This window comes from Prosthecobacter sp. SYSU 5D2 (assembly GCF_039655865.1).
Lineage (GTDB): Bacteria > Verrucomicrobiota > Verrucomicrobiia > Verrucomicrobiales > Verrucomicrobiaceae > Prosthecobacter.
Genome location: NZ_JBBYXL010000005.1, coordinates 419,036 through 430,925, shown reverse-complemented (window position 1 = coordinate 430,925; position 11,890 = coordinate 419,036). Strand labels below are relative to the sequence as shown.

The window sequence follows — 11,890 nt, the reverse complement described above, 5'->3', positions numbered from 1 at the left end:
GCGAGGGCGTCGCTAGCTCGTCCTCCTCTCCAATGTCCTCCTTGAACAGGTGTCTGGCTCCGCTGATCAAGAGTTCCGTGTCCTCCTCCGTGAGATTGAGATCTTCCAGTGTGATGGGTATGTATGGCGTTTTCATGAGTATTATTTTGTTAGGCTTTGGAATCTGATGCCAGGGCATAGTCCCAGTGGATCTCGCTCGGCAAAGGGTATTCAACGGCATCCAGGTGATATGTCCCAAATGGGACTAAGGGCAGATCCAGTTCCCGACGTTCCAGCCACCAGCTTTCAAAGGCTGAACGTTGATCAGGAAGTTCAGCTTCCTCTTCGAACACCTCCGCCTGAGAGGCGACTTTCGAATGACTTTCTTTCACGCCTTAATATCGTGCTTTTTCGTCAAACTGCAATAAAATCGGGCACGAAAATGCCCAGCCATTCGTTTACCGCAGCGCCGGATGATTTGGGTAATAGCTGGCAAACAGACTTGCTCGCGAGTCGGCATTCTCGTCGAGAATGCTGCGTGCTACGGCATGGAGTCGCTGGTCCATTGCCTCCGGGCCTACAGGAGCGAATGAAGAGGCAATGGTCACAAACCGCTGTCCCTCTCCCCCGTCGGAATAGACCTCGGTGCCAAACATGACGCCCTTGAACTCGTAGCTGTCGATGAGGTGAGGATGGCGGGTGTATTCCTGCCAGTCGGTGTTAACCTTTTTGTGCAGTTTTAAAAGGACATTCCGGTCTAAAACACGCTTGGTTTCTAGCATCCTGAGGCTGGAGCGAGTGAGGGCCTCCCATGGGTCAATCAGTATCCCTCTCACATGCACGGTGTATCCAGCGGCCTTAAAGCGCTGCATGGCTCCTAATGCCTGTTTGAGCGAGGTCAGTGTGGTGTCCCACACGAGATTGGCTCTGAACGGAGCATCCAGGATATCTTCGATGATGGTGTCCAGGAGCATTAGTGATTCATGATAAACCGGCCAGAGAGTGTGATGCCCTTGGGCGATGAGCGATTGGGCCTCCGGCAGTAAAAAGCGGATGTCATCGGAGCAGAGCACCAACAGCCTTTCTCCGCATGGCAATTCCCCCTTGCTCTGGAGTTCTTCAATAAGGACGTTTGCACCTGCCGAGGGTCCTCCCATGGTGAACACAACCTGTCCCTGATCGCTCTTCGCATTCCAGAGTCTTACCGCGTAGCTGTCACGAATGACCTGGTGCAGCCGCTGGCGTGAAACTTCTTCTTCTGCCTTCACTTCAAGAGGTGGCAAAGAAATCTCGTTCTGCATCATGTATAACAAATAATACCGCTAAAATTTCACATGTCCACCGTGTTCGTTTTCTCTTTCTTGAACAGTCTTTGCAGTGATGAATGCGAAAGCCTCCTTCAATGCCTGGCTCGGCTGGGCATTATGAGCTTTTGACTGTGCTGATGCTGAAGACATTTCTGCCGCGTCAAGCAATTCAAGCAGCAGGTCTGTCGGGCTTATTTCTTGTTCCCGCTGGCTGTCATAAAAAAATCCAGTCTTGGTATTTGGCATGGCGTATTCCAGCACGGCAAGACCTGCGTCAGTCCAGATGACTTTGCCAGCAGCTTGGATCACAAGAGGCGCTCCACTCGTGTCAGTTGCCGCAAAAAGAATACCGGCCTGTTCTGGCGTCAGGCTTTGCCCCATTCGCTGCCTCATGCTTGCATCCGCGAAAGCCTTGAGGTCTGGGTCACTGATACCATCCACTTCCAGAATTGCAGATCTCGCGCCTCGCAAGATTTCCTTCTGTGCTTCAACCGTCCTCTTCAGTTTTGCGCTCACGGTTGTCTGTGATGTATCCACAGAGAACGAATTTCCCCAAGCTCTTTTTAATGCCAGTAAGCTGACGACGTATGCGTCAATGATTCCCCGCTGTGAATACTTCCGCAGCGCTGCCAATTCTTCACAAGTCAACGGTTCCTGCGGTAGGAATTCATTCAAAGTTTCCACCACGAAGGAGTCGGCTAGTTCCTGCATCTCCGCCAATATCTCTTCTGGCGTGTCACGTCTGGGTGGCGGCTTCTGCATGGCGGTCATCAAGTTGGCGCATTGGCGTATCACCAACTGTTCCGATACATCCAAATCTCATTTTTAATCTGCTGAAGCTGTCTTGCCATATCTTGCGCGGCTTCGGCAGTCGCCTCTGCTGCTTCCACCTGGCGGCGCAGAAGGTTCCGCTGCTCTTTTTGGAGAGTTAATTCGCTGCGCTTGGCGTCCGCCTTTTCAGCATTTTCAATGTCACCAACCCTTCGATACTCAGCGGCATTCCATTCAATGGCCTCAAGCTGAATCTCGATTTCGTATTGCCCTGCTCGAACTGTATTTTTAAATTCATCAAGCAATCGCTGATTCTTGCCGCCATACGTCGAAACATTGCCATAGATGTCCCGCAGTTGATGGGACAGCAGCCTCTCTTTCATGTCCGCCGGGGTAATCAGGCGTGGGACAGTGGCCAGTTCTTTGATGAATTGGTAGTCCTCTTGCGACAGATATTGGAGTTCGAAGGTGAACCGGTTTCCATCTTTCCTTTTTACGGTGACGGTCTTGCCTGGCCAATCATAGCTTAACAGAACAGCCTCAATTTTGCGTCCATCTGCGGCTGTCCATACACGCCCCCTGTTTGACTCCACCCAGTCGTCAAAGTTGTTGGCGGTGACAGTTCCTGCGAGTGCCAAAAAGATACCAACCAGCCACACCCTGAGTCCGGGCTTCGGCAATCCTAATTCCCGCCCGGCTCCGTTTACCGAGAGATCCGCATCAATGTGACCGGGGTTCAAAAGAACCCCGCTTTCGTCCAGCCTGCAAAGAAAAGGGAGCTTCATAACATCACGGGCATTTTAATGCCCGTGCATTGTCCCATGCAACACCAATTTTCAGGGTGTGCCAGATGCGTCCCAACTTCATCCCATCGAAAGGCGGCTCGTGCTGCTTCTTCGGGAGGAAAGGCTGCGCCAAAACATCTCCGCCACCGCTCTGGCTGCTGCCATCGGCTTGAGCCGCACCACGATCACTCACATCGAAAACGACCAGGCAAGACCGACTCTTTGGGTGCTCATTCACATCGCAGAAGGTCTCCAAGTGAACCTGCCAGAGCTGATGGCGAGGGCCTCAGCACCCCCAAAGCGGAAAAGCAATGCCCCTTGAGACAGCAGATGCCCCCAAAAGGGCCAGAAACGGCCTTTCTAGGCGTTTGAAGCTGACCCGAGAGGGTGCACCTCTCCTGGCAACCACGTCGCTCCGACGACCTCTGAAGGAAGGGATTCAGTGCCAGCCCTGATCCTGGCAAAATCAATGGATGGTGTTCGTTCCCTGGGCAGTTCATAGAGACCCCGCTGAGCACACTCGTTGGAGAGCTTTCTTGCTATCGTGGATAAGAACCGCTTGGATGCGCCGTCTCTACCTGTCGCTCTCCGCCGGCCTTTTTGATACCCCATGCCCGATCCGAATCTCTCCTCCTTCATTTGGTCCGTGGCGGACCTGCTGCGGTGATTACAAACAACCTGAATACGGCAAGGTCATTCTGCCCTTCACCGTTCTGCGTCGCCTGGACTGCGTGCTGGAGGGCACCAAACCCGCCGTGCTGGCAGAGAAGGAGAAACGCAAGAAAGCAGGCCTCAATCCTGAACCCTTTCTCCTGCGCAAATCCGGCCTGCTCTTTTACAACACCTCGCTCCTGGACCTGAAGAATCTCATGGGCGACTAGGATAACCTCGGCGAGAACCTCCGCACTTACGTACGGGTATTCTCCGCCCCCTTGCGGGACCGATTCTCGTCCATCCAGGCAACCAGCCCAGACGTCCAGGTGCTGAGTGCTCTGACACTCGCGTAAGTTGACCCCATACATCTTCAGCAGGTGTTACGTGGCCCCGCCTCCTGTCATACATTGTCCCACCGGGCGTAAGCTTATCCCGGCCACACAAAATCGGCCTTTCCGGTGTAAAACTTCGATTTTAGCCATGCCAGATCCTGCTCCCAATGTAGGCAAGCAAGCCGCAGCCCCTTCCGCCCCTGGTTCCTGCCAATGTTCCGGCAGATCTGCAGAGCGATCTCTTTTAGCCTTTGCGGTGTGCAGGGAGAGCCCCATTCACGTTTGCGATCTGCGGGGTAATCGGCAGAGAAAGCCAGACGATTGCTGTAGATTTTAGCAAGCCGCGATCTTCGTGCGAGCCCCCTCGGGTATTCTTCTCCCACATGATATCCCATTATCGTTAGAGGGCTCTGCTCGGCCGAAAAGCTTCCTATGATTAATACGTCAGACTCCTGTTCTGCCGGCAGCACTGGCCACTCGAATCCCAACTGCATCAAATATGTGATTGCTGGGTGCACTTTCCCTAGCTCTCTGAGGACTGTCAGCGGACATGTGACTAGCGGGTCATCACCTGTTGCTAACGCAGCAAGCGCCAGCTCTTGCGTCCAAATTTTGGGCGTGTCTTTCCCTCGGATCAATCCGTCCAAATATGCAGTCGAAAAGCCCTCAACTCCCACAACCACAATCCTCGCGCTTCGGCCATCTGGGGAGCGGTCACAGCCGGCCTCGGTGAAGATTTTATCCATCTGCCCTTCCGTAAAGGGGCTGTTGCCATGAACAAAGACGCGTCCCATTTCCGCCATACTTGATGCCGATGACTTTGCTTTTCGCAACCAGGTCCAGAAAGATTGAGGCGCGCCGGCTGCAAGGGGAGCCGCCTCTGCCATGGTTTGGTGCGCGTTGACGTTTACTTCTCTGATTCGCTCCCCCAGCCTGAGGTTTTCTTCCTCAAGGTGGTCGAGGGTCAGATTGAGTTCGACAGCATCTTGTTCCAGCTGGCCGTTGATCGACTGGATATCCGCCATCCGGGCCTTCACGGCTTCATGGTCTTCTTTTTCAGCAGTCAACAGCCGTTCCAACTCTTTTATTCGGTCGCCCCGGGCTTGCGATTCCGACTTCCAATACCTGATTTCCAAAGCACGTTTCTCCTCTAATTCGAGGAGGTCAGGTGCTTTCGGTGGCGTCTTTCCCCTGGCCAGTGCCCGCCACTTTTGCAGTTCCATGTCCTTTTCGCGGAGCAATTTTTCAAGGGCAGCCCTGACTCGTTGGGTCTCTTGATATGCATCTGCCCGGATTTTCGCGGGATCAGCTGCTTCCGCCTCTGCAAACAGCTCTGCAGCCGCCTCCTTCTCTTTCTTTGCGGCCTGCTGGAGTTTCGCGGCTTCGATGATGGCCGACTCGGCAGCCGAAAGAATCGCCTTGGCTTCCGGCACGACCCTTCGCTGGTCTTCCTGTCCTCCCACATCGGATGCATTGCACGTGCGATCTTTTGAAGAGTTGCGGGATTGTAGATCTCTTCTCTGAGGGTCCTTTCCTCAGGACTGATGTTTCGAAAGTTGCTCATGATTGCGGGGATGGCTGCGCACCAAGGGGAGACACAACGGCAATAGCTGGCGGCGTTTTGCTTGGTGGTGGGGAAATATGCGTCCCGCTAAGGGCAGCACGGATTCGCTTGCGACTGGAACTTCGTTTCGCTTTGGCGCAGACCAAAAGCAGCACGAAGACCGGGACTTTTTGACCCCGCCCCTCCAGGTCCCTCAAACCCAGGTTCTGCAGGAGCCCCGCTCTTGTCGTTCCTTCGCCTGGGCTTTCGGGTTGCGAATGGAGCGAAATACCTAAAGCAGCCCATTTTCGCCTTCAACCTGCTTGAAAATGCTCACTTTGGTCTCCATGCAAGGTCGCAGGTCAAAGTTCGTCGCGCCTACTTTAAGCCGAGTCATCGGGCCTTGGTAGATGTCGAGGCCTCGTCCGATCTGAATGTGCCAGCCTGTATCGGTTCGCACTTCCCGATCATGAATTTTATCATCAAACCTGTAGGATAACGTTACGTCATAATCCGCAAGGCCTTCCTTGATCTCGTCCAACCTCTTCACTGCATCATCTTTTTGGGCTTCATGCTCGGCAGATGTGACCAGTTCGACCGCCTTGATAGTGCCCCCTTGCACAGCTAGCTCGCAAAGCTGCAGAAAATTCCGAATCTGGTGATCCCTGCGAATGTAGGGATCCTCAACTACGAGCTTCTTTGCACCTTGAAGGTATGCGCCAAAGATTGCTTGGTAAGAGTAGCCGCTATCTCCATACCGGATGGTGAAGTGTTTGTCCTTCAATTCGTCAGCTGCCTTGGCAACCGCTCCGGTTTCCTCGTCCGAAACTGCCCCAGGCGGAGCAACGGGCGGCAGCAATCCCGGTGGTGTCAATGCTTCAGAAGGTCCGCTCCGAGGCCTGAGTGTGGCGTCCACGCCCTGGCTTTCAGGACAATGAACCTCCACGTTCTCACCTCGAGTGTTGGTGTAAGACAGCCGAATCTCGCCGAATTCCTCATCCTTTTTCCGTTTGTTGAGCTGTTCCTTCACCCGCCGGCGACCTTCAATTGCATAGGCCAAATACTCTTCAAACTCATCATCACCGCACTCCCCATCAGGATGCAGCAATTTGATCAGGCCGGCCACTGTCTTGTAAACCGCAGTCTCGTCACGCCCCTGAAACCCAGCTCCGAGTTTCGCGCGCTTTTTAACCGCCGGAAAGTAGTTCCGGTGCTTGAACAGGTAATGGAACGCCTCAGCCAAGTAGTCGGTGATGAATCCATACTCTTCCGTCAACAGGTGATCGGCATTTGCAGGGATTTCCCACCCCGGAAGGTATTGATGGAATCTATGGATGACAGCGAGATCAAATTCCTCTGGGAGTGGTTTGAAAAGATCAAACTGTGACGACCGGACAATTTCGGAAATCGAATCGTCGATATTGCCAACAAAGGCCAAACTTGCTGGCGCAATAACCTCGGCTCCGAGATTGAATCGTCCGTTCGCCATAAAATCCTTGAGGATTTGAATCGTTCCTGGGTCTTTGACACGGATGCCAGCCACCTCGTCAAATGCAATACTGTCCCAGTAACCAATGATCCCGACCTGCCGGCGGGTCTTGTTGTAAAAGAGCGTGGCTGTCGTTGTTTGGCCGCCACTGATAAGCGTTGAATAGGGCGAGAACTCAGAAAAGGTATAAGACTTACCCGTTCCGCGAGGCCCGAGCTCCACAAAATTGTAATTAGCCTCTACGAGAGGCACCAATCGCGCCAGATATAGCATTTGTTGGCGTGGGGTGAGATGGTCGGCCTCCAGTCCCACTGAACGAAGGATGGTCGTCTTCCATTCTTCTCTGGTAAACTGCCGCCGGGCGTCAATGAATGTATCGAAATCGAAGCGCGAAACTTGGATGGGTCGCAGGTCTTCGATGTGGAATGCATACTCATCGTCTTCAATAGTATTGTAGCCGACAACGACCTCACACCACAAGCCACCTTCGAGCAGGCGTTTGTTGTCGCGATAGTGGCGTTCGTTGATGGCGATTCGGCGGCTGCCAAAATTTTCCATTTCAGCCCAATGCCGCTTTTCTTTCTCATTGTGGGTCACGCGGACCTTGTCGATGAATTTGTGACTTCCTTGCTGTTGCACGATGGATTGCGCAGCATTGGATTCGTTGGGTCGAACGAAGTTGCCTTGAAGAGTCTCATTCACTGCCACCAAGCCCGACTCGATCTCGTCTGCGTCGTCGGTAGCGCAATAGCGCGCAAGCAGGAACTCCAGAACAAAGGTCGGGGCATTGGTTCCCTTCTTGACCCGCTGGACCAGGTCCTTGCGCACGACGCGTCCCGCAAAAAGTTCATTCAATTTCTGGTTCAGGGCAATCATAGCGGTTTAGTGGTGAAAGGCTGTTTCAAGTTTGATTGTTGCGTAAGTGGTTCCGCTCACAGGGTCAATGGCGACCACCTTGAACTCTCCCTCAAATCCTTCTTTTAGGCGCAAAGGCACTTTGATCGCTTTACCACGCTCCAGGTGAATCTCCCTGCTTGCTGGATCTACCGCTGCGCTTGACGCCGCCTCGCCTACAAGCGTGCCGCTTTTGTCCACTCCATGCAGCAACAAGCACACGCTGGCAGGGCCAAACAAGTCCGCCGCAGGATAGGAGAGTTCGAGCGCTGGAATCAGGGAGGTGATAGTGCCACGAGATGCTCCCCGATAGGTCAGTGTGATGTCCACTCGATGGGTTGGCATCATCGTGTTGGCAGTTTTCAAATGCACATCAAGTACTGGCAGGATGCACTCCTGGGGGGAAATGCCGCCATGGAAATAGGTCACCCCGGCGGTATAGGTCGCCATGCCCTTGGGAATTGCTATTTGTTGGAGGCTGGACCGGATGCCTGCATCAGATGTGTTCAGGACGAGAGAGAGTGTGTCAGTGGTTCCTTCACCGAGCAGAACACGATCCTTTGCCATCACCCACTGCCCCGGTGGTTTACCGATAGCATTCCCTGCACTGGTGCTCTGCATCCAGGCGAATCCATGATCACTCGTCAAAATCGCTCGTGTGAAACCCGCTTCGGCGAGTTTGTTCACGGCAAGCTGGATTTTCCGCAGAATGCTGGGAAGCATTCCGATGAAGTAGAGCGGGTTGCTTTCTCCAAGTGAGTCAATGTCATTGGTCTTCACTGCCAGCACCTCGATCATTTCGATGTCATTGGGCAGCTTGCCATTGGCCAAATCTTCCAGATCTACCAAGCGTGTTCGGCTAGCTCCGACATAAGAGGCCAGCACCTCTGCTCTCGCTTTGGGGCCATCGACAGGCTTTCCATATATCACCGCCACTGGCTTTCCGGCATCGACTTTGATCTCCATTGATGATGCACCGGGCAATAGTGCGGCCATTCCTACGGGGGTTAAGCATGGGAGGCTGGCGCATGCCATATCGAGCCTCGTGCCGTGGTGGGTCCCGAGAGCTGCCTCCAATGCTTGCGCCAGTTCATAGCGAAGCGCATCGATCCAGAAATAAGCAACGCGTTCACCCGACTTCCAACGTGGCTCGACCCAGCGGTCGAAAATGTCCACCGAACGCGCTTTGGTTGTGGATGGCCAGCCAGTCTTGGTCGCTTCCTCCTGCATCCCTCGAGCCAGTTTGTCGCAGGCTTCGCGATGTGCCTCTCTAGCCTGAGTCAGGACACCCGCAAGAACGGCTTCTATCGGCAGGATCTCGGCTGCGACTTGTTCCATGCATCGGTGGATGGTGTCCACCATGCCAAAGCGACTGGTGTAAAAATCGATCCACTCATCGAGTGAGCGCTTGACGGTCAGCTCAGCCTCAAGGCTCTGAAGTTCGAGCATCAAACGTGCAGACAAGTCCGCCACCTGCCATTCTGCGGAGCGTTGCGCATCCCTTTCCACCCAAAAGGAGCCTTGCCGGAGGGCCACGATCTCCCGCGCATTCTCAAACTGCCCAGCCCCTAATTGCTCAGCAAACCGACGCAAGAATCCACGTTCCTCAAAAGAGAAGGTGTCTAGAACGCCAAAGTCCTCAATGGAACCGCATTGCGCTTCGAGACCCAATTCCGTTCCTGCCACCCGGTTTGCCGCCTCCTCGTAGGCAGCTTGAGCGCTCCCCAAATCTCGCAAGGTCCCGCAGAGGGACCTCACAAAAGGCTCATGCGAGATTCCTGCTCGCGGGACAGACTGAAGACCCGCCGGCAATGTCACCGGTAAATCGGCAGCAAACTCGGAAAAAAGAAGGTAACGCCAAAGTTGCGTCTGCAGATCCTCTACGGCTTCCTTTGCACCGTCCAGTTTCAGCCCCAAGGTGCGCGCTACCAGATCCTTCAAATCCTTCACCCATTGGGTCGTGGATCGCAGCTTCTTCAGGGTTTCGTCGCTTGCCGAAAGAAACTTCACCAGCATATCCTTGGGCCCCTCTGCCTTGAGCAAATCGCGCAACATGGGGGAGTCCACCGCGCCGCTGCGCATGCTGTTGATCAATGAAATGGCAGGCGGTTCACCTGAGGCGAATATTTCTTCGATTTGGCCGGCCTGTTCGGGGAGAAACTGAAGACAGAGCTGTCGGAAATCGTCCCCGGCACCATCTGGAAAGCATGCCCCGGCTACCACGAAACCAGCGAAGGGGTCCGAGCAACGGTCTGCATCCTCCAACGATCTTACTGCTGGCACATAGAGCACAAGCTTCTGCTTGCAGGAGGCGTCTTCACCTAGCGCCGCAAAAGACTCCAGAGCAGCCTCACGTGCCTCCAGGAGGTCACCATCGCAGTCGAGGACTTGGGTGTACTTGTCCCTCAGGCTAGCGACGATGTCGCGGAATCGTTGATCGGGGTCATAGACCACGAGCAGCCGGCGCTGGCGTATGCGGGTTTCAAGCTGTTGGGCAAGGAAGGTCTCGAAAGTCATGTTTGTTCAGCTGCTCAAAGTGTCCAGATGCTCGCCCGCGTGGAGGATGATTATCTTTTTCTGATCAGGCTCCCATTCAAAATAGAGTCGAAAACAAAGCCTCGGGTCGCGAGCATTGCCGAGAGCAATGTGTTTGTTGAGAGCATATTTTTTTCCATTGTGGATCCGTTCGTAACCATCGAATCGCCCAGCCGTGACCTTGCTATTGTTGCCGGCATACTCCCCTGGCACCAATCTCAGCTCTTCTATGGCATCCTGCATCTGCAACTGCTGAGTAAATGCCCCATAAAAGTGAGTGGCGAGCACCTTGAATGCTGACCATGCTCGACCGACATCCTCATAAGGCGACTTCTTCATGGTCCGCTCTGCGTTCCCCGTTATCTCCAATTGATCACCGTAGTGAGACTGAAGAGCGGACGTCATCTCGGCCAACGAACCTGGTACAAGGTCGGTTTCTTGCAGGACCTCCTCCCTGTCAGTAGACTCCCGCGCCTGCTTGAGCTGAAATTGGAGGGTTCTGATCTTCTTGTCCAGATCTCCGATCTGTTGCTTCAGTCCTTCATTGGCCTCTTCGGTGGCGAGCAGTCGGAACTCCAGTTCATTCACATCTTGAAGCGCTTTATTTCGATCCTCCTCGTAAACCTTCACTATCTCATTCAGGCTCTCCACTGTGGTGGCCTCTTCTCGCAGCTTCGCGAGCTTGAACGCAACGAGTCGCCGGCTCACCACATCATGACCTGTATGCCGCCGGCTCATCGACAGGTTGCTTCGGTGAGTGATTTCCTCGAAAAGATACCGTTCAAACGAGAACCCCGTATCGTGGCATATTGCCTCAATCTCGTCGTTTTTGTAAACTCTTCCCAGTGCTCTACCCTCTCCCATTGGCCCGATTACCGTGATCGAGCCATCCCAAGCTGTGTGATAGGCAGGAACAGACTCCCTCAGTCTCCAGGCCGATCGTTTGTCTGGGATCAAATAAGTCTGCGCCAAACCAACGAGTCGCTTTCGGAGGTCGTTGGTATCCACTAGGGCCTTCTCGGAGAAATCATCCGGGCTCACGACGAGGATCGGATAGCGACGATTGACGTTCGCGATTTCGGACTGGAATTCAGCCAAGAACTCGGGGTTCAGCGTTTTAATTTCCTTACCAGGCGTTCGGGGATCAACTTCACAGCGGTTGAGGATTTCAGAAACGACTCCGGGCTTGCTGGGCGATACCGGGTTCAGTGCCACTTGAGGGCTAATCTCGGAGGTCTCCAAGAGCACGGTTACACGCATGGGTGCATCTGGCGAAGGCCTTTCGAGACCAATTCGCGTGAACCAAGCACGACCGCTCACCTGGCTGTCATTGTGGCGGAAATTAATCGAAAGACAATAGTCCAGGGCGTGGTCAGGTGTCCCAATGATACTGATGTCATTGATGCCCGTCTTGGGGTCTCTGATGATCATGTTTTCCGCGAAAGGAATGATCTTCGTTCTGTGGAAGGCGGGGCCAATCTTGCCATCCAGCCAGTATTTGATCCCCTCCTTCACCTTCTTGAGATGGTCAGGGTTGGCTTGGAGATAGAATTCGTTGGCGTAAACGAGCATGATTTTTCCCCGGGTTGTGGTGACCTGTC

At 53.9% G+C, this 11,890-nt stretch carries 9 protein-coding genes and 1 pseudogene; 2 read left to right on the top strand and 8 right to left on the bottom strand.

The window, feature by feature from the left end; all coding sequences use genetic code 11:
* Positions 1–149 precede the first annotated feature (149 nt).
* The 4 genes from WJU23_RS10915 to WJU23_RS10900 form a co-directional block, all read right to left on the bottom strand.
* Positions 150–371 carry a hypothetical protein gene (locus WJU23_RS10915; protein WP_346332592.1) on the bottom strand — a complete coding sequence of 74 codons (222 nt, stop codon included), beginning with the start codon at positions 369–371 and terminating at the stop codon, positions 150–152.
* 66 nt (positions 372–437) lie between these two features.
* Positions 438–1,283, bottom strand: a complete 846-nt coding sequence (locus tag WJU23_RS10910; protein WP_346332591.1) for a zeta toxin family protein — start codon at positions 1,281–1,283, stop codon at positions 438–440.
* A gap of 18 nt (positions 1,284–1,301) precedes the next feature.
* A complete protein-coding gene (locus WJU23_RS10905; RefSeq protein WP_346332590.1) occupies positions 1,302–2,048 on the bottom strand; it encodes a hypothetical protein in 747 nt (248 codons plus the stop codon).
* Positions 2,049–2,077: 29 nt separating this feature from the next.
* Positions 2,078–2,842 (bottom strand): hypothetical protein, encoded by a 765-nt coding sequence (locus WJU23_RS10900; RefSeq protein ID WP_346332589.1) that lies wholly within the window; start codon positions 2,840–2,842, stop codon positions 2,078–2,080.
* Between the two features lie 100 nt (positions 2,843–2,942).
* Here WJU23_RS10900 and WJU23_RS10895 point away from each other — a divergent pair, with 100 nt between their 5' ends.
* Positions 2,943–3,164: a helix-turn-helix transcriptional regulator gene (locus WJU23_RS10895; RefSeq protein WP_346332588.1), complete on the top strand. Its 222-nt coding sequence runs from the start codon at positions 2,943–2,945 to the stop codon at positions 3,162–3,164.
* A gap of 288 nt (positions 3,165–3,452) precedes the next feature.
* Positions 3,453–3,789: pseudogene (locus tag WJU23_RS10890) on the top strand (type I restriction-modification system subunit M N-terminal domain-containing protein); the annotation flags it as partial.
* 134 nt (positions 3,790–3,923) lie between these two features.
* Here the strand turns inward: WJU23_RS10890 and WJU23_RS10885 are convergent.
* The 4 genes from WJU23_RS10885 to WJU23_RS10870 form a co-directional block, all read right to left on the bottom strand.
* Positions 3,924–5,261: a hypothetical protein gene (locus tag WJU23_RS10885; protein WP_346332587.1), complete on the bottom strand. Its 1,338-nt coding sequence runs from the start codon at positions 5,259–5,261 to the stop codon at positions 3,924–3,926.
* 402 nt (positions 5,262–5,663) lie between these two features.
* The gene (gene brxL / locus WJU23_RS10880; protein WP_346332586.1) at positions 5,664–7,736 is read right to left on the bottom strand and encodes a BREX system Lon protease-like protein BrxL; all 2,073 of its coding nucleotides are present in this window, start codon (positions 7,734–7,736) and stop codon (positions 5,664–5,666) included.
* 6 nt (positions 7,737–7,742) lie between these two features.
* Positions 7,743–10,271, bottom strand: a complete 2,529-nt coding sequence (locus WJU23_RS10875) for a PglZ domain-containing protein (RefSeq protein WP_346332585.1) — start codon at positions 10,269–10,271, stop codon at positions 7,743–7,745.
* Between the two features lie 6 nt (positions 10,272–10,277).
* Complete coding sequence (locus WJU23_RS10870) at positions 10,278–11,861, bottom strand: hypothetical protein (protein ID WP_346332584.1); 1,584 nt, start codon at positions 11,859–11,861, stop codon at positions 10,278–10,280.
* Between the last annotated feature and the right edge of the window lie 29 nt (positions 11,862–11,890).

Coding starts and splice junctions, on each gene's coding strand:
- WJU23_RS10910 (WP_346332591.1), bottom strand. CDS start 1,283: ATGATGCAGAACGAGATTTCTTTGCCACCTCTTGAAGTGAAGGCAGAA.
- WJU23_RS10905 (WP_346332590.1), bottom strand. CDS start 2,048: ATGCAGAAGCCGCCACCCAGACGTGACACGCCAGAAGAGATATTGGCG.
- WJU23_RS10900 (WP_346332589.1), bottom strand. CDS start 2,842: ATGAAGCTCCCTTTTCTTTGCAGGCTGGACGAAAGCGGGGTTCTTTTG.
- brxL (WP_346332586.1), bottom strand. CDS start 7,736: ATGATTGCCCTGAACCAGAAATTGAATGAACTTTTTGCGGGACGCGTC.
- WJU23_RS10875 (WP_346332585.1), bottom strand. CDS start 10,271: ATGACTTTCGAGACCTTCCTTGCCCAACAGCTTGAAACCCGCATACGC.
- WJU23_RS10870 (WP_346332584.1), bottom strand. CDS start 11,861: ATGCTCGTTTACGCCAACGAATTCTATCTCCAAGCCAACCCTGACCAT.